Source organism: Sphingomonas larreae (assembly GCF_051400595.1).
Classification (GTDB): Bacteria; Pseudomonadota; Alphaproteobacteria; order Sphingomonadales; family Sphingomonadaceae; genus Sphingomonas.
Genome location: NZ_JBLFFI010000001.1, coordinates 1254177 through 1272308 on the forward strand (window position 1 = coordinate 1254177; position 18132 = coordinate 1272308).

Consider the following 18132-nt stretch of genomic DNA (forward strand, 5'->3'; position numbering starts at 1 on the left):
GAGCCGTCACCCGGCCGGGCAAGGCGCAGAACCTTTAACCCTTCCACACTTCCGCCTACCTAGGCGCGTGATGACCTCGCTCACCGCGCGAATCGCCGAGGGGGTCGGCGCCCTCCCCGCCGACCAGTGGGACGCCTGCGCCGGCACCTCCAATCCCTTTCTCAGCCACGCTTTCCTCGCCGCGCTCGAAGAGTCGGGCAGCGTCGGCGGGCGCAGCGGCTGGCAGCCGATCCCGGTGGTGGTCGACGGCCCCGACGGTGCGCCCGCCGCGATCGCGCCCGCTTATGCCAAGAGCCATAGCCAGGGCGAATATGTCTTCGACCACGGCTGGGCCGACGCGTGGGAGCGCGCCGGTGGCAATTATTATCCCAAGCTCCAGGTGGCAGTGCCCTTCACCCCCGTGCCGGGGGCGCGGCTGCTGCTGCGCGACCCCGCCGCGGCGCCCGCGCTGATCGCCGCGCTGGAGGCGGTGACCGACCGGCACGACCTCTCCTCCGCGCACGCCACCTTCGTCGCGCCCGAGCAGATCGCGCTGTTCGAGCAGGCCGGCTGGCTGATCCGCGAGGGCACGCAGTTCCATTGGCGCAACGAGGGCTATGCCACGTTCGACGACTTCCTCGGCGCGCTCGCCAGCCGCAAGCGCAAGGCGATCCGCAAGGAGCGCGCCGCCGCGGTGGAGGGACTGACGATCCGCCATCTCAGCGGCGCGGCGATCGGCCAGCGCGAATGGGATGCGTTCTGGCGCTTCTATCAGGACACCGGCAGCCGCAAATGGGGCCGTCCCTATCTCACCCGCGCCTTCTTCCCGCTGCTCGGCGCGGCGCTGGGCGAGCGCGTGCTGCTGATCCTGGCCGAACGCGGCGGCGTGCCGATCGCGGGCGCGCTCAACCTGATCGGCGAAGACGCGCTGTACGGCCGCTACTGGGGCTGCACCGAGGAGGTGCCGTTCCTCCACTTCGAACTCTGCTACTATCAGGCGATCGAGGCCGCGATCGCGCGCGGGCTGGCCACGGTGGAGGCGGGCGCGCAGGGCGAGCACAAACTGGCGCGCGGCTATGCGCCGGTGCGGACCTGGTCGGCGCACTACATCCCGGACCCGTCGTTCCGCCGCGCGGTCGCGGACTTCCTCGTGCGCGAGCGCGCCGCGGTGGCGCAGGAGCAGGAATTCCTCGGCGAGCTGACGCCGTTCCGCCGCGGCTGAGCGCGCGCGCGCCGCCTCGCGGCGACGCGCCGGGCGCGGGCTCAGATCTGTGAGTAAGAGGTCGGCGCGAGGATCAGATTGTCCGCGCCCGAGGTGATCTCGGGGTCGGTCAGCCCCGGCGTCGCGATCAGGCGGCGCCATGCCGGATCGGCGCCGAAGACGCCCCAGTTGCGCTCGCGCGTGGCGAGATCGGGGAAGGTCAGCATATAGGTCAGGCTCGGCAGCCGGATGCCGGTCAGATCCTGCGCGAAGAACACCGGGGTCAGCCCGGTGCGGCGGAAGATCTCGATCTCGCCGCCGGTGTCGAACATGCCGATCTTGGTCGCGCCCGCCTTGGCGCTGTGGCTGTAATAGGTCCGCAGCTCGAAGATGCGCGGCTTGTTGCCGGCGGTCGCGGCGGGCAGCTCGACATGGGCGAAATGCGGGAAGCCGCGCATCAGCTTGACGTCGAGTGAGGCGAACGGCGGGTCCGCCGGGGTCGCGTTGGTGAAGGCCGCGGCGGCCGCGGTATAGCCCGCGTCGGCGGCGAGCCGGTCGGGCAGCGCGATCGCGTCGGCGATCGACGGGTAGGGCACGAGCACGTAGACCACCGGGCTCCCCGGACCGATCGCCACGGTGAACACGCCGACGGGTCCGCAGCCCGCGCGCCGCGCCGCGGGGATGAAGGCATTGGTCAGATAGGCATCGAGCCGGTCCCTCATCGCGCCGCGGGCGAGATGATAGGTGCGCAGTTCGTAGATCTCGGGCGTGGCCGTCGTGACACGCTGCTGTGCCGCGGCACCTGCGCCGGCGAGCGTCATGCCCCCGAGCGTCGCTCCCGCGAGCAGCGCACGTCGATCGATGGGAAGGGTCATGATTATCCTCGTTGAACCGCCGGTCCCGCCACGATGCCGATGCCACGCGCGGCGTCAATCCGCCGCACGAACAAATGACGTTGATACAGGTGCTTCTACGTAACCAGACGGTGACGGGACGGCGCCGCGGTCGATCCGCCCTAGCGTTCCTGCTCGATCCGCAACCGCTCGAGCCGCTCCTGCTCGCGCTCCTGCCGCTCGCGCAGCCGCTCGAGCCGCTCGCGGCGGCGCTGCATCCGCTCGATCAGCCACTTGGGCACGCCGAGCTCCTCGTCGCTCGCCTCAATCGCGGGCGCGTCATGGTCGACGCGGAACAGCACCGAGTTGCTCGCGCGCGAGCGCCACACCGGCACCAGCCCGGCGGTGAAGCGCGGGTTGTACGCCGGCGGACGGATCAGCCAGACATAATCGAAGGCGTCACGCGGGAAGCGCGCCAGCGCGTAATTGACCGGGCGCCACCATTCGAGCGGGCATTTGATCGAGGTGACGATCTGCGTCGGGTCGTGCGCATACGGCCCGGCCTGGCCGTAGCGCACGGTCAGCAGCTGCGCGCCCGCCATCGACCATTGGTCGTCGGTATAGGCCAGCCGCCGCTCCAGCGCGATCGCGGGGAGGTGCTCCAGCCGCGACATCCGCCAGGCATTGACGCAATTATGACCGACGAAGCTGATCAGCCGCGCCCCCACCGGCACGTGCGGCAGCGCGGCGAGCTCGGTGTCGTAATCGGCGTCGAACCGGGCAAAGCTGATCGTCGTGGCGGCGAGCCGCACCGCATAGAAGCTCAGCCCCGCGGCGGCGAGCAGGGCGGCATGGCGCAGGTCGGCGCCGGGCCTGGGGCGGATCGCGATCACCGCCACCGCGATCATGAACGGCGCCATCCGCATGTCGGCATAGGCCGAGCCGAAGACGATCCGCGGCAACAGGATATAGACCAGCAGCATGAACAGCGCGGACAGGCCGAGATGGCGCGAATAGCCCATCCGGGGATCGCGCACCGCCTTGAACAGGACGAGATACACCACCGCCATGCTGGCGATGTCGAACCACAGCCAGCGGTCGCGCAGCGCCATCACGATCCAGGCGATCTTGGTGCGCCAGTAGAAGAAGTCGGCGGTCTGCCCCGTGACGTCCGCGCCCGAGCGCCACGCCACCATCAGCACCATCGGCAGCGCCAGCGGCACGCAGCCGAGCCCGGCGCGGATCCAGCTCTGCAGCCAATGGCCCTCGACGCCGCTCTCGCCCGGGCGATCCTTGCGCAGGTCGTGCTGGCGGATCAGCTCGCTCGAGAAGGCCAGCACGCCCAGCACGCCCCAGCCGAACGTATGTCCCACCCAGAGGATACAGGACAGCGGGACGAACAAGGCGGCGCGCAGCCGGAAGCGCCTGAGCCGCGCCAGCCGCAGCCACAAGGCGAACAGGCACAAGGCCCAGGCCATCGACAGCGCGAAGTTCACGAACCCGAACTGGAACGGATAGCCATAAGCGAGTGGCAGCGCGAACAGCGCGGTCGGCGGGATCCGGCCGTGCACCTCGCGCGCGATCCACAACAGCCCGCCGACGGTGAGCGCCGGGATGGTGAGGATGATCAGCTTCACCGCCGCTTCCAGCCCGATCAGCGGCGCGAGCGGCTCGATCAGCAGATCGACGCCGAGATTGCCGATCAGCGACCAGCGGAACTGATACCAGTCGTTCAGCCACGGATGCGCGCCGCGATCGAGCTGGACGCGATACCGACCCATATGACCGGGCAGATCGACGATCGGAGGAATGTCGGGCCAAAGCAACGGGATGCACGCCGCCACCATGGCCGCGAGCACGAACCACCGCGTCTGCCACCAATGGAGCCGGTCTGCCTGCATCGCGAGCGCCTTAGGGGCGCGCGGCCCTCGCGGGCAAGGGGGCGCGCGCGGGATCGCGCACGACCTGCCAGGCCAACGCCGGGCCGCGCATGCGCACCGGACGCAGCCAGGCGAAGCGCTCGCCGCGCGCGAGCCGCGCCCACAGACCCTGTGGCGCGCGGGCGCGATAGACGTCGAGCTCGGCCATCCCGGGCACTGCGGCGAGATAGTGCGCGCCGCTGGCGAGGATCACGGCGCGCGCGCGCGGCGGGGGCGCGGTGAAGCCGAGCAGCACCTGCTCGATCGCGTTCGCGCCGCGATGATAGCCGCCCGCGACCGCGCGATGGCGCGTGCTCACCAGCAGCTCGGGGGTGACGTCGAGCGGCGCGAACACGATCCCGCGCGGCAGCGCGGCGAGCGCGCGCACGTCGATGCTCCGCCCGGCGGTGGGCGCGGCGGACGCGTTGGCGATGGTCGGCGCGGGCGCGAGCAGCAGCGCGGCGGCGGCGATCTGTCCGGGCGCGGCGAGCAGCACCGCGCCAAGCGTGGCGAGCGTGCGCGGCACCGCGCGCTCGATCCGCCGCGCACGGGTGAGCAAGGCGGCGAGCAGCATCGCGGCACCCGGCACCGCGACCGCGTTGGCGGTGGCGGCGGCGCGGCTCACCCACAGCGCGATCGCGGTCGCCGCGACGAGCAGCAGCAGGTACAGCAACCAGCGCTCGCGCGCCGCACCGGTCAGCGCGCGCGGCGGCAGGCGGCGTAGCGCCAGCGCGGTGCCGGCGAGCCCGGCGAGCGGCAGGCCGATCGCGGCGGCAGCGACCGTCGGCGGCTGATTCCACAGCGGCCGTCCTTCGAGCACGCTGAGATACCAGAGGCGATACACCAGCGGCGGCAGCGTCGCGAACGGCCCGGCGAGGCAGCCGGGAGCAAGCGCGCGCAGCGTCACCGCCACGGCGGCACCGGCGAGCGCGAGCAGGAGGAGGCGGAGGATGAACTGAGCCGGTGTTCCTGCAAACGCAGGAACCCAGGGCGGCGAGCGGTACGCGTGGTGGCTCCGGGCTCCTGCGTGCGCAGGAGCCCGGGCGGGAGACGGCGAGGTCTTCACGACGCCGCCGACCTCCCCGTCACCCCGGACGTGTTCCGGGGCCCCGCCGTCCACGCTCATCGAAGCCGGAGAAGATGAGGCACCGTGGATTCCGGAACAAGTCCGGGATGACGAAGGGAGTGAGACGAACGCGCCGCTCTCCACCAACCGCCCTGCCCCGACCGCCACCGTCAGCCCCGCCGCGGCGACCCACAGCACCGCCAGCCAGGCCGGCGCCATCGCGTCGCACGCCGGCTGCTCCCAGAGCGGCCCGCGCGTGGCGAGGTGGAGCGCACTCGCCACGATCGCCAGCGTCCAGCCGAGCGTCACGACCATTGCCCCTTGTGCCGGTCGCCACGCCCAGCCGAGCGCGGCGATCCCCGCGGTGGCGGCGGCGATCGGCAGCCCCTCGAACGAGATCGTCAGCAGCACCGCCAGCGCGGCGCCGGCGATCGCGCCGCTGCGCCGCGTCGGTGGCGCCAACAAAGCGGCGGCGGCGGCGAGCGCGGCGGCGACCTGCCAGCCATGATGATCGATCCGCAGCGGGCGGAGCTGCGCGAGCAGCGGCGCAGCGAGCGCCACCAGCAGCACCGCATAGGGCGCGCGCGCGCGCCCCGCCACGAGGCGGGTCAGCCGGGCGGCGAGCGCCGTGACCGCCAGCAGCGTGAGCAGCGGCACCAGCACCAGCGCCACCCGTTCGGCACCCTCCGCGCCCAGCAGCGGACGCAGCCCCAACATCGTGCCCGCCAGCGGCAGGTCGACCAGCCGCGACCAGTGCATCGGGAAGTCGCCGCGGTTGAGCCGATGCTGCGCGACGTCGAACCAGCCCTGCCCGCCGAGCCAGTCGCGCACCTCGAGCAGCCGCATCGCGTCATCGGCGTCGAGGAACAGCCGCACGCGGATCGCGTCCCAGCTCGCCGCCAAGAGCAGCAGCGACGTCAGCAGCCAGCCGGCGAGCACCGGGGCGGCGGGATGCCGCCGAAGGTTCATCGCGTCACGCCGCGCGGCGCTCGTCCGCGCCGATCCGCCCGGGCACCTGGCGCAGGCTGGCGAGCGCGGCAGCCTCGCCCTCGCGCCCGCTCTCGTGATATTCGGCGTCCTCGTTGACCGCCCAGGTATCGTACACGCGTGCGCCGGCCTGGATGTTGCGGACCGTCAGCATCGCGGTCATCATCGCATGGTCCTGGTTGTTGTAGCGGTGCATGCCGTTGCGGCCGACGCAGTGGAGCGTCGGATAGCGGCCTTCCAGCTCGCGCCGCAGCATGTCGACGTTCTGCGCATAATCCTCGTCGTAGACCGGATAGGCCTTCTCCTGCCGCACCACCGTGCCGCCGACGACGTGCGACGGGTCGCACAGCCCCAGCGCCGCCATCTCGCGCGTCGCGAGCGCGACCAATTGCTCGTCGCTCGAGGTCCACAGCCCGTCGCCCTCGAAGCAGAAATATTCGAGGCCGACGCAGGCGATCGCGGGATCGGGCACCATCTCGGGCGACCAGGAGCGGAAGTTCTGGATGCGGCCGACCTTCACCTTGGGATCGTGGATGTAGATCCAATTGTCCGGGAACAGCTCGGGCGCGCGGATCATCAGCGCGACGGTGAGGAAGTCGCGATACTTGAGGTTGGCCGCCTCGGGCAGCGCGGCGGGCAACGGGTGGAGCCGGCTGGCGAGCTCGCGCATCGGCGCTGAGGAGATCACGTGCGCGGCGTGGACCGTCGCGATGCCGGTCGCGGTGTCCGCGCTCACCGTCCAGCGCCCGCTCGGCGCGTGGTGGTGGAGCTGGCGCAGCGAATGGCCCATCAGCACCTGGCCGCCGCGCTCGACGACGCGGTCGCGCGCCGCCTCCCACATCATCCCCGGCCCGAGCCGCGGGTAGCGGAAGTTCTCGAGCAGCGTCTTGGCCTGCATCCCGTCGTTAGGGCGCTTGTTGAGCCCGAGCGAGCGCTTGACCCCGTCGATCACCGCCTTGCCGAGCGACAGCCCCTTGATCCGCTGCGCCGCCCAGTCGGCGCTCATCTCGTCGCACGGCATGCCCCATACCTTCTCGGTATAGGTCTGGAAGAAGATCGAGTAGAGCCTGTGGCCGAAGGCGTTGACGGTCCAGTCCTCGAAGCTGCGAACGCGGCGCCGCGGCAGCAGTCGCGCCTTGGCGAAGCTGGCCATGCACAGCGCCGAGCGCACGAGGCCGAGATGCCCCAGCGCCTCGAACGCGCGCAGCGGGTAGCTGTAGAACTTGCCCTCGTAATAGATGCGGCTCATCCGCGGGCGCTCGATGAAGTCGTGTGGCAGGATCTCGTTCCAGAGATCGACCACATCCTTCGACTTGGAGAAGAAGCGGTGGCCGCCGATGTCGAAGCGGAAGCCCTGATGCTCGACGGTGCGGCTGATCCCGCCGACGTAGCGCTGGTCCTTCTCCAGCACCGCGACGCGATAGCCCGCCTTGGTGAGCAGATAGGCGGCGGTGAGCCCCGCCGGACCGGCGCCGATGATCGCGACGTCCACCGTCGCGCCCGCACCTGCCCCCGTCACCGCGCCGATAGCCGCCATCACCCTCGCCCGATCGTGTGACCCGTAATGGCGACGAAGTGACGGAATTTGGTTGATGCTTGGTTAACGTTGCAGGTCGCGCTCACGATCAGGGTGGGTCAGCGGCGGCTTGACCGTGACGCGCGGTTCGGGTGCGATCGAGCGGTCCGCGCATCGACGCGGTCGGGGACGGCGGATGCGAACCTATCACCTGCTGATCGCGGCGGCGTCGACGGCGGCGTTTGCGTTCACGGTCTGGTGGGGCGTGGGATCATCCCGCGGGCCGCGCGTGGAGACCACGCCGATCCGCGTCGTCAGGGGCGCCGGCTCGACGACGCCGGTTCCTCTAATCGTACCGCCGACGCCCTCGCCGTCATCCGCGCCAATTGCGCCGTCCTCCCCTTCCACGCCAGGCGACGCGCTACTCGCCGACCTGCTCGCTGAGGACGAAGCGCTGCCGCCCGAGGCGAGCGCCGCGACGTTCCACCGCCGGCTCGCCGCCGAGCCGCGCGACGCGCGCTGGGCGACGGAGAACGAGCGCGCGATCGCGGCGGCGACTCGCGCCGTGCCCTATCTCGATCCACGCGTTCCCGCGCAGGTGCGGTGCGGCGCGACTTTGTGCGAGTTGGTCGCGGCAGTCGCGCCCGAGGCCAGCGCGAGCAATCGCCGCGTCGCGGAAGAGGCGCTCCAGCGCGCCGACCTGCTCGACCCCGCGCACCGCTCGGCGCTGGCGGTGGCGCAGACGCAGGTCGCCAGCGCCACGCCGCACCACCCCGACGGCGGCGTGCTCGTCCGCTATTTCACGCGGGTGCGCTGAGGTCGCGACGAGCGATCGTCGTCACTCGTTGAACAAGTCGACGTGTCTATAGCGACCCGTTCACTTCTCGAAAACGCCGCGGCGGACACGCACCCGCCGCGGCGCGAGGCTCAGCGCTTCGAGGCAGCGCCGGTCGACTCGTGGTGGGTGCCGCGTCCTTCTTCGCGAAGGGGGACGGCGTGTAGAACAATCGCGACCAGTCGAAGTTGAAGTTCTCGCCCTTGTTGAGGAAGTCGATCCCCAGCGGACGGCCGGAGGAACGCGTACCGAGCACGAGCTGCGCTACCGACTGACGGTCGATCGGACCGAAGTCCTTCGTGTCGCGCGCCAACATTTCGGCGCCCGAGGCCATCATCGCTTCGTCCCAGCGGAGTGCCTCGCGCACCTCGGAGGTCGCGCTGTTGTACAGCATGTTGACCGCCACGACCATGCCGCGACGATCGAAGCGATGCATTACGGCGTCGCGAAAAGGCTCCAGGGCGACGCGTTCACGCTGGTTGAACTCACCCCTAGCCCAACCGCTCTCGTCCTCGGTGAACTGGTGATTGCGATTCAACGCGATAGAGGCGAGTTCCTGATCGGAGAAGGAAGAGTAATCGGCGCGGACGCCCTGCTCCGACATGTCGTACTTGATGCGCGTGCCGGCCTTGCGCGCCTCGGCGTATTTGGCGTCGAGCAGCTGGCGCGCGCGATTGCCCGTGTCGGTGAAGCTCTCCTTATCGGTCGGCGTCGCTGATGCCGGAGCCGCGGACGCATCATTGGCCTTTCGCTCGCCAGTCTGACGTGCCGGAACGAGCGCCGGCGACGACGAGATCGCGTAAGCGGTGCTGCTGAGTGTTGCCAAAATTTGCATTGTCACCTCCGTTCGCTGGTGGACATCGTTGCTTCATCGAAGGGTGCGCGACCTAAGCGGCTGTCGCGGTGGAGCCCCGAGGTCCATCCTGCTTGCTTGCCGAAACGCCGCGACGGGCACGCGCCCGCCGCGGCGCGCGGCTCAGTGCTTCGACGCGGCGCTGATCGACTCCTCGGCGGGTGCCGCGTCCTTCCTCGCGAAGGTGGACGGCGTGTAGAACAAGGGCGACCAGTCAAAGTTGAAGTTTTCGCCCTTGTCGAGGAACTCAACTCCCAGCGGTCGGCCATGCGAGCGTGTGTTCAGCACTAGCTGCAGCACAGATTGGCGATCGATCGCACCATGATCTCTCGTATCGCGCGTCAGCATCTCGTTGTTAGAGACCATCATCGCCTCGTCCCAGTGAAGCGCGGCGCGTACCTCCTGAGTCATGCCATTGTACAACAGGTTGATCGCCAGCGCATGACCGCGACGATCGTGACCGTGCATGACGGCGTCGTCGAGCGGTTGGAGAGCGACTGCCACACGCCCGCCGAGCTCGGCACGGGCCCAGCCGCTCTCGTCCGCGTTGAAGCGCCCATCGCGGTTGAGCGCGATGGCAGCGACCTCCTGATCGGAGAAGGAAGAGTAATCGGCGCGAACGCCCTGCTCCGCCATGTCGTACTTGATGCGCGTACCGGCCTTTGCCGCGTCGGCGTATTTGGCGTCGAGCAGCTGGCGCGCGCGATTGCCCGTGTCGGTGAAGCTCTCCTTATCGGTCGGCGTCGCTGATGCCGGAGCCGCGGACGCATCATTGGCCTTTCGCTCGCCAGTCTGACGTGCCGGAACGAGCGCCGGCGACGACGAGATCGCGTAAGCGGTGCTGCTGAGTGTTGCTGAAATTTGCATTGTTACCTCCGTTCGCTGTTGCGTGCGGTCACTTCATCGAAAAAACTGCGCCGAAGTCGCCGTCGGTGGCAGTGGTCGACGTATCTCTGGATTCGACTTTGCAGGTAGGTGAACCTGAGTTGGCGGTCGCGTTCGCCGCTCCTGTCCAATAGCCAGCGGCGCCCGTGATCGAATTCGGATTGGTGTATATCGTGCTTATCACGAAACGGCAGACGTCAGCTCCATTCTTGTAATCGACGTAGGCGGACGAAACCGTGCCACCGCAATCTGTGCTAGATTGCACCGAAGTGTCCCCCGGGTTGATATCAGTGGGGGCAGGTAATAGCTTCCCACAAAGACTCGTCTTGCTCACCGAAATCTTCTTATCACCCAGGTTCTTGAACGTCATCGAGACCTTCGCCGCGGACGCGGATGCACTCGCGATCGAGGCCGCCACCAAGATGCACAGGCCGATCTTCCGTTTGACCAATACTCCAAATACCGGCACAGACACCGGCGTTCTGGTAGCTATCTTAATTATTATACGTAAGTCTAACAGACTCAAACAAGTGATTGATTATGCGTAGCACCACTGGAACTATCCCGTAATCAACGCCCTGGCCGCGATCTCTCACCATAACTATGACGCCACGCTGGCTCATTACGGCGAGACACTAGCTCACCCCGACCGTGCACCCACGCCCTGTCCTACGTCGCCCGCTTCCGGCACACTCGCGTCGTGCCGTCCCTGCCGCCCTCGCCCCGCACCTGCGCGCAACCCCGCCAGCGACTCAACATTCGCAACATTCGCTCCAACCTCACTCAACATTCGAGGCTGCCCGCGCCCGCTCGCCCCATCATCCCCATCCCGCCGCCGCATCCTCGCCCAGATCGCGCGCCACCCACGGCGGCGGTGGCGCCGGCGCGCGCGGCTGGGCTATAGCGAGGGGTGATGCGGCTTCTTCTCCAACGCTTGCTGGCGCTGCTGGCGCTCTCGTCGCTCCTGTTCTCGGCCGTTGCGGCGAGCGCGCAGGGCAACAGCTTCGATCTCGCCGGCCCGGCGCTGACCATGGCGGTGACGCGCGACAAGGTGACGCTGCCGATCGGACAGGTGCCGAGCTTGCGCGTCGGCGACCAGCTCGAGCTCAAGGCCGACCTCCCCGCCGACCAGGCGGCGCGCTACCTGCTCGTCCTCGTCTTCCTGCGCGGCGCGACCAACCCGCCGCCCAAGAACTGGTTCTACGAGGCCGAGACGTGGAACCCCAAGAAGGCCACGCTCCGCGTCAAGGTGCCCGAGGGCGCGCAGCAGGCGATCGCGCTGATGGCGCCCGAGACCGGCGGCGGTTACAACGCTTTGGTCAAGGCGGTGCGCGGCCGCCCCGGCGTGTTCGTCCGCGCCGCGCAGGACCTCTACCAGGCCTCGCTCGACCGCGCCCGGCTGGAGACCTTCGTCAACGGCGTCGCGCGCGTCGAGGAGAGCGCGCCCGAGCGGCTCGTCCCCGTCTCCACCGCGCTCGCCGGCTCGCTCGGGATCAAGCTCAACGCCGACTGCCTCGCGCGCAGCCGCGCGCTCCAGGCCTCGTGCCTGACGCAGAACCGCGACGGCATGGTGCTCCAGACCGGCGGCGGCGCGGCCTCGCTGATCGACGTGATCGGCGGCACCACCACGCAGTTCGCCTACAGTCTCGCCGCCACTAAGGAGGGCGGCGCGGGCGAGTTCAGCCCCTATATCTCGCTGGCGCGCGACTTCGCCCGGCTGTTCGGCGTGTTCCGCAGCGCCGACTATCAATATTCGCCCGCGCTGGCGGTGGGGCAGAACGAGCGGCTGCGGCTCCAGCTCAACACGCCGCCGTCATTCCAGAACCCCAAGTCGGTCCTGGTCGCGCCGCTGCCGCCGATCGGATCGTCCGCACCGCCGCCGCTGCGCGCCGCGCTCAAGGACGCGGTGTGCCTCGCCCGGCCTGGGCTGGTGCTGCCGCTGGAGGACGCACCGCTGGTGTTCGCGACCGATTACGCGCGCGCGCTGACGCTGCGGCTGGCGCTGGCGGACGGCAAGACGGTGGAGCTGCCGCTCACCGCCGACGCCGAGCGCGGCGGGCTGGTGGTCGGGCCGGAGGCGCAGAAGGTCGGCGCCGGCGCGATAGGCGAGGCGACGCTGACCGGTCGCTGGGGCTTCGACACGTTCACCGGCCCGCGCTTCCCGCTCCAGAACGGCGCTGCCGCCGCGTGGCAGCCCAAGCCCGACGAGACGGTGGTGGTCGGCCGCGACGCACCGCTGACGCTGCAGGGCGGCGCGGCCGCATGCGTCGAGCAGGTCGCGCTGCGCGATCGTTCGGGCACGGTCAAGCCGGTGACGTGGAAGGCGAGCGCGCCGGACGAGCTCACCGCCACGCTGCCGCTCCAGCGCACCCGCCCCGGCGATCTCACCCTGCTGATCTCGCATTATGGCGCCACCGCACCGGCGCAGCTGACGCTCAAGGGGCAGAGCGAGGCGAGCCGGCTCGAGGGATTCACGCTCTACACCGGCGACAAGGAAGGTCGGCTGGTCGGCGCGCGGCTCGACCAGGTCGCCTCCCTGGAGGTGGCGGGGCTGACCTTCACCGCAGGCGCACTGTCGCGCGACATCAGCGGCAGCGACCGGCTCGCGCTCACCACGCTGGCCAATACCGAGACGGTGTCGACCGGCACGAGCGACGCCAAGGTGACGCTCAAGGACGGCCGCACCACGACGGTGCGCGCGACCATCACCCCGCCGCGGCCGCGGCTCGAACTCGTCAGCCGCAGCGTGGCGTCGCCAACGACACCCAATCGGCTGGCGCTAGAGCTGCCCGCGTTCGCGCTCGCCCCCGAGGCGACGCTCACCTTTTCCGCGCGCGCGGTCAACACGCGGCTGAGCGCGGGCGATCTGATCGAGATCGCCACCGCGGACGACAGCGCCAGCGCCAAGCTCAGCGTCGCGAGCGGCAAGCTCCAGCTGATCGGCAGCGACGTCGCGGTGGCCAGCTTCTCGCCGCGCGAGGCGCTCGGCGCAGCCGCGACCGGTGCGCTCAAGCTGCGGCTGGTTCAAGGGGAGCTGGTCGGCGACTGGCAACCGCTCGCGCGCGTGGTGCGGTTGCCCGAGCTCACCGAGCTGGCGTGCGACGGCGCGACCTGCACGCTGCGCGGGCAGGAGCTGTTCCTGATCGCGGCGGTGGCGGGCGACGCCGCGTTCCAGAAGGCGGAGACCGTGCCGCTCGGCTTCGTCGGCGGCGAGCTCGCCGTCCCGCACCCGGTCGCGGGGGCGCTGTACCTCAAGCTCCACGACGCGCCCGACGACGTGGTGAAGGTGACGGTGCCGGCCAGCGCGGGCAAGAAGGCGAAGTGAGAAGGCTAGCACGCCGCGCCAGCGTGCCCGCGCGCATCAGGCGGCCAGCAGGCCGGGTGCGACGAGCGTCGTGAATCCATCCGGCACCCGTTGTTCAAGCAATGCGTCGACGATCGGCTGGAACAGCGCCACGATCGCTTCCCGCTCCGGCGCGGGGACGAGATAGTTCGGGTCGGCGGGGGTCAGTCGCGCCGCTCCCGCTGTCGGCGCCTCGTGGAACATACCCCAGACAAAGTTATGGACCAACGCGGCGCCGCTGCCGGACTGGCCGAGATGATCCGCAGCGCCACGCACGATCGCGTGGAACGCCAAGATATCGACCAGCGACTCGCTATATTCGACGCAGCCGGCCACGAAGGTCTCGTCGCTATCGAAGCTCGCCAGCTGGAACTCGGTCATACCGCAGGGATGCCACAGCAATCGGCGGACGAAGGCGCGATTGTCGGCGAAGCGGCCGATCAGCGCGTCGGCGTCGTGCACCAGCCCGACCAGTGTCGCGTCGGTCGCGTGATCGAGCGACTCGCCGTCGCGGAGCGACCATCGCCCGCCGATGTCGCGCCAGTCGCGCCATCGGCTGGCATAGGTCGGCGCCGCATCGAGCCATCGCGTCAGCGCCGCGCGGCTGCACCGCAGTTGGAGGAACGCAGAGAAGGGTTCCGACATGCGCATGCCTCGGTAGCTATCGCGCGCGCCGGGCCCCTCGATGCCAGCGCGTGCTGCTTCCAGCATAGGTCGTGCTCGCCGACGCGCGAGCCGCGGCGGCGCGCCGTTACCCAAGGTGGCGCCGACGCGACGTTAAACCACCACGGTGCGCGCCGCCATCGGACGCAGCCGATAACCCCCCTGGTGCAGCGCGCGCCGCACGCGCGCCAGCGGTTGATCGACCCAGCGGTACATCGCCGCGGCGTAGACGAACGCGAGCGGGTACGCGATCACCGCCGCCGCGCCGCGGCTGGCAATGCCGGTCAGCGCCATCACCAGCGTCAGCAGCAGCAGGTGCGACAGGTACAGGCTGTAGGAATAATCGCCCACAAGCTTCATCGGCGCGCACGACAGCCAGCGCACCACCCGCCCGCGCGATTGCAGCACCGCCGCGAACAGCACGAAAAAGGCGAGCGACTGGAACGAGTAACGCACCGTCTGCCGGAACAGCTCATCGCGGATCAGCAGCGTGCCCAGCAGCAGCAGCACCGCCAGCGCCACCTCGCGCGGGCGTGGACGCCATGCCGCGGCGCCGTCGAGCACGGGATTGCGATACAGCGCAAGGCACGATCCCGCGAGGATGCTGTCGATCCGCGTGTGCGACCAGTAATAGAGAGCGTCGAGCGGCGCGCCCGTCAGCGCGTGTGCGCCGCGCACCACCACCACGAGGACACACAGTCCGAGGCACAGCCGTGCCGCGTGCGGCCCGGGCAATCGCCGCAGCACCGCGACGTACAGCAGCGGGAAGGCGAGGTAATAATGTTCCTCCACCGCGAGCGACCAGACCGGCATGCCGGGCACGCCGCCGCTCAGGCCGAAGGTGTCGGTATAATTGTTGAAGAACAGGAACTGCGCCGCCAGCGCGCGCGCGTCGAGCCCGTCACCACCGGTCGCGGGCAACACGCCGGCGAGCACCAGCAGCAGCGCCAACCCCAGGGTGAGCCACATCGGCGGCACGATCCGCAGCACGCGCCGCGCGTAGAAGCCCCGCAGGCTCACCGCCATGGTGCGCGCCTGCTCCACCCGCATCAGCGTGGTGATGAGATAACCCGAGAGGAAGAAAAAGGCGGAGACGCCGAGCCCGCCGGGAACGACTCGCTCGAGTCCGGCATGCGACAGCATGACGGTCACCACTGCGAGTGCGCGAATGCCATCGAGCGGCGCGATATGTCCCACCGACGCGGACGACGCGTCGCCATGTCTCGCCAAGTCGTCGCCCCCGCTCGATCCAGTCACCCGGTCACGCGATGGAGTCGCTGGCGGCTCGACACGGCGGGTGAGCGGTTGATACCACCGGGCGAGCCCTGGCACGACGCAGCTTACATTTGCTTTAACGGGCCATCTGCTCCAGTTTTGGACAGTCGCCGCCCTGCGCCGGGTTGGCAATGTTTACCCTTCGTCAACCACGCCGCGGTAACCAACCCTTGCCGCGCCGCGGCACAGGAGAAGGCTGCCATGACGACCCCGCCGACCCGCCGCGCCTCCGCCCGGTCGACGTCGCTCTCGCACCCGATCGCCCCGGTGCTCGCGCTCGCGTTGCTGTCCGCGTGCGGCGGTGGCGGCGGGAGCGCCGCGGCGGCATCGCTGCCCGCCCCCGTCGCCGTGGTGGCGGCGCCGGCGATCGTCGCGGCGCCGGCCGCAGCGGTGTCGGTCGAGGTGCCGGTCGCGGCACCGGTCGTCGCCCCGGTCGCAGCCGCTCCCGCGGCGGTCGCGCCCGCGCCTGCTCCTGCGGCCGCTCCCGAGCCGACGCCCAGCCCGAGCTCCGCTCCCAGCCCCAGCCCCGCTCCCGATCCGGCGCCGGCTGCCACCACGCCGGTGGGCAACGGCGTCGTCTCCGAGGGTGACTCGATCTCGGTCTTCTGGGGCGGCAACCACACCGGCATCTATGCCGCGTCGCACCCCAAGGTGACCTTCCACGGCAAGGCGGTAGGCGGCTCGGGCGTCAACGATCTCGAGGCGCGCGCCGACGCCGATCTCGCGCTCCATCCGCGCGTGCTCACCGTGCTGATCGGCGCCAACGACCTTCAGGGCGCCAGCGGCGCGCGTGCCTGGCTTGAGCAACTGTGGCGCTATACCGCGCGGTTCAAGGCGGCGGGCATCAAGGTCGCGGTGGGCACGTTGCTGCCGATCAACATCCCCGAGCAGCCGCGCTACACCGCGCTCCACGCCGAGCGTCGCCAAATCGTCAACGCCGAGATCCGCGCGGCGGTCGGCCACGAGATCGACGCGGTGATCGACTTCGCCGCCGATCCGGTGATGGGGCCGGACGCGGCCCCGCTCGACAAGACGCTCTACAAGGACGGGCTTCACCCCACCGATGGCGCGCCCGGCGGGGCCGGTGGCCAGGGCAAGCTCGCACTGATCTACGCCAAGGCGCTCGACGCGCTGCTGAAATAAGGGCCGGCGCGGGGCCGCGGCGCGCGGCTCATGCGCCCAGCCGGAGACGGAGATAATAGAAGCCGCCGTCCTGGCCGAGCTGCTGGCCGGTCAGGTCGTAGCGCATCGCGCCAATATATGAATTCTCCGCCGGTATCCGCGATGGATAGGCGTCGAACAGGTTACTGGCCCCCGCCGCCGCACGAAGCCGGGGCGCGAGTTGATAGCCGACCTCGACGTTGGTTACCCAGCGCGGGGCGCCGACGAAGTCGCGGAACCGCTCGGTCGAGAAGGCGTCGGGCCCGGCGTAATAGGTCAGCTGCGATCGGGTGGCGCCGTAGCGGAGTTCGTGCAGCGCGACGGTCCAGCGCGGCGCCGTCAGGGTGGCGCCAGCGACGATCTTCGAGGCCGGGTAGGCGGTGGTGAGATAGCCGATCCCCTGCGCGTTGAGCAGCGCGCGGCCGTTGCGGTCGCAGTCGACCCGGAGCAACGCGGTCCGTCCGACGCTCGCCGCCACGTCCCTGTCGAGCGTCGCACCGCCTGACAGCCGGGCACGGTGGCGCAGCGTCAGATCCAGCCCGCGCGTGCGCGTCCGCACCCCGTTGGCGTAATATTGCACCGCGGTGCTCTCCGGCGTCAGCCCGGTGGGAAGCGTGACGCCTTGCAGCGCGAGCGCGTCGAGCGCGGCGCGGCCGTTATACGCCCCGCCCGCGACGATCCGGTCGCGCAGCGTGATCTGATAGGCGTCGAGCGTGAGGTCGAGCGCATCGCGCACGTGCACCACCGTTCCCGCGGCATAATGCGTCGAATGCTCCGGGCGCAGCGGTGCGGCCCCGAGCGCGCGCGCGGCGGGCGCGGTCACCGCCACCTGCGCGTTGGCATAGCTGGGCGAGACGACGATGCTGCTGAAATGGGTCTGCGCCAGCGTCGGCGCACGGAAGCCGGTGCCCGCACTGGCCCGCAGCGCGACCGCGTCGGAGAGCGCCAGCCGCGTCGCCAGCCTGCCGGTCAGCGTCGCGCCGGCATCGTCATAATGTTCGTAGCGCCCGGCGACGTCGACCCGCCAGTGTTTCGCGAGCGGCGCCGTGACATCGGCATAGCCCGCCGCGACACCGCGCGTCGCGGCGGTGCGATCGTCGGGCGAGAGTCCCTGGTAGCCCTGCGTGCCGCCGAGCACATAAGCGGCCGGCTCGCCCGGATCGATCGCGTAGCGCTCGCGGCGATATTCCGCACCCAGCGCGAGGTGGAGCGGTGCGGCGAGCAGCGGCAGCGCGATCGGCCGGCGCACGTCGAGCACGCTGGTCCATTGCGTCAGCCGGTAGCGCCCGATCGCCACCGCCGTCGGGGTCGCACCGGTGGCGGCATAGAGACCGGTGTTGGCGGGTATCCCGCAGCCCGAGCGCCATTCGGTCGCCGCCGTAGGTGGTGCTGAGATCCCAGTGCCAGCCAAGCAGGTCGTCGCCGCGCAGCCCCAGCGTCGCGGCGGCGTCCTTTTCCGCGATCGTCTCCTCGGGCTGGAAGCCCTTCGGGTAGATCGCCGGGAGCACCTGACCGAGGCGGCGGAAGGCGAACCGACCGGCGTCGCGGCGCGCGTAGCTGGCATCGCCGTACAGCTCCACCGCGCCGAGCCGGTAGGCCACCTCGAGCGCGAGCGC

Annotated in this window: 14 protein-coding genes; 4 read left to right on the plus strand and 10 right to left on the minus strand. The window is 70.1% G+C overall.

Features of this window, described 5'->3' with window-relative positions; genetic code table 11:
- Nucleotides 1–70: 70 nt before the first annotated feature.
- Nucleotides 71–1201 (plus strand): GNAT family N-acetyltransferase, encoded by a 1131-nt coding sequence (locus ACMGDM_RS05690; RefSeq protein ID WP_436803126.1) that lies wholly within the window; start codon nt 71–73, stop codon nt 1199–1201.
- A gap of 41 nt (nt 1202–1242) precedes the next feature.
- Here ACMGDM_RS05690 and ACMGDM_RS05695 read toward each other — a convergent pair whose 3' ends face one another.
- The 4 genes from ACMGDM_RS05695 to ACMGDM_RS05710 form a co-directional block, all read right to left on the minus strand.
- A complete protein-coding gene (locus ACMGDM_RS05695; RefSeq protein WP_436803127.1) occupies nt 1243–2055 on the minus strand; it encodes an NIPSNAP family protein in 813 nt (270 codons plus the stop codon).
- A 140-nt stretch (nt 2056–2195) separates the two neighbouring features.
- Nucleotides 2196–3914 (minus strand): hypothetical protein, encoded by a 1719-nt coding sequence (locus tag ACMGDM_RS05700; RefSeq protein WP_436803128.1) that lies wholly within the window; start codon nt 3912–3914, stop codon nt 2196–2198.
- Nucleotides 3915–3924: 10 nt separating this feature from the next.
- Nucleotides 3925–5967, minus strand: coding sequence for a hypothetical protein (locus ACMGDM_RS05705; RefSeq protein ID WP_436803129.1), 2043 nt, complete (start codon nt 5965–5967; stop codon nt 3925–3927).
- A 4-nt stretch (nt 5968–5971) separates the two neighbouring features.
- The gene (locus ACMGDM_RS05710) at nt 5972–7522 is read right to left on the minus strand and encodes an NAD(P)/FAD-dependent oxidoreductase (protein ID WP_436803130.1); all 1551 of its coding nucleotides are present in this window, start codon (nt 7520–7522) and stop codon (nt 5972–5974) included.
- Between the two features lie 175 nt (nt 7523–7697).
- On the opposite strand from ACMGDM_RS05710, the gene ACMGDM_RS05715 reads away from it, so the two are divergent.
- On the plus strand, nt 7698–8318 hold the full coding sequence (locus ACMGDM_RS05715; protein WP_436803131.1) for a hypothetical protein: 621 nt from the start codon (nt 7698–7700) through the stop codon (nt 8316–8318).
- 46 nt (nt 8319–8364) lie between these two features.
- Here the strand turns inward: ACMGDM_RS05715 and ACMGDM_RS05720 are convergent, their stop codons facing one another.
- The 3 genes from ACMGDM_RS05720 to ACMGDM_RS05730 form a co-directional block, all read right to left on the minus strand.
- A complete protein-coding gene (locus ACMGDM_RS05720; protein WP_436803132.1) occupies nt 8365–9171 on the minus strand; it encodes a hypothetical protein in 807 nt (268 codons plus the stop codon).
- Nucleotides 9172–9312: 141 nt separating this feature from the next.
- On the minus strand, nt 9313–10056 hold the full coding sequence (locus ACMGDM_RS05725) for a hypothetical protein (protein ID WP_436803133.1): 744 nt from the start codon (nt 10054–10056) through the stop codon (nt 9313–9315).
- Between the two features lie 28 nt (nt 10057–10084).
- The gene (locus ACMGDM_RS05730; RefSeq protein WP_436803134.1) at nt 10085–10549 is read right to left on the minus strand and encodes a hypothetical protein; all 465 of its coding nucleotides are present in this window, start codon (nt 10547–10549) and stop codon (nt 10085–10087) included.
- A 438-nt stretch (nt 10550–10987) separates the two neighbouring features.
- Here ACMGDM_RS05730 and ACMGDM_RS05735 point away from each other — a divergent pair, with 438 nt between their 5' ends.
- Entirely contained in the window at nt 10988–13399 is a 2412-nt protein-coding gene (locus tag ACMGDM_RS05735) for a hypothetical protein (RefSeq protein WP_436803135.1), read from the plus strand.
- Nucleotides 13400–13435: 36 nt separating this feature from the next.
- On the opposite strand, the gene ACMGDM_RS05740 is transcribed toward ACMGDM_RS05735, so the two are convergent.
- Nucleotides 13436–14068 carry a hypothetical protein gene (locus ACMGDM_RS05740; RefSeq protein WP_436803136.1) on the minus strand — a complete coding sequence of 211 codons (633 nt, stop codon included), beginning with the start codon at nt 14066–14068 and terminating at the stop codon, nt 13436–13438.
- Between the two features lie 126 nt (nt 14069–14194).
- Nucleotides 14195–15310 carry an acyltransferase family protein gene (locus tag ACMGDM_RS05745; RefSeq protein WP_436803137.1) on the minus strand — a complete coding sequence of 372 codons (1116 nt, stop codon included), beginning with the start codon at nt 15308–15310 and terminating at the stop codon, nt 14195–14197.
- A gap of 246 nt (nt 15311–15556) precedes the next feature.
- On the opposite strand from ACMGDM_RS05745, the gene ACMGDM_RS05750 reads away from it, so the two are divergent.
- A complete protein-coding gene (locus ACMGDM_RS05750; RefSeq protein WP_436803138.1) occupies nt 15557–16498 on the plus strand; it encodes an SGNH/GDSL hydrolase family protein in 942 nt (313 codons plus the stop codon).
- 28 nt (nt 16499–16526) lie between these two features.
- On the opposite strand, the gene ACMGDM_RS05755 is transcribed toward ACMGDM_RS05750, so the two are convergent.
- Nucleotides 16527–17927, minus strand: a complete 1401-nt coding sequence (locus ACMGDM_RS05755; protein WP_436803139.1) for a TonB-dependent receptor plug domain-containing protein — start codon at nt 17925–17927, stop codon at nt 16527–16529.
- Nucleotides 17928–18132 lie beyond the last annotated feature (205 nt).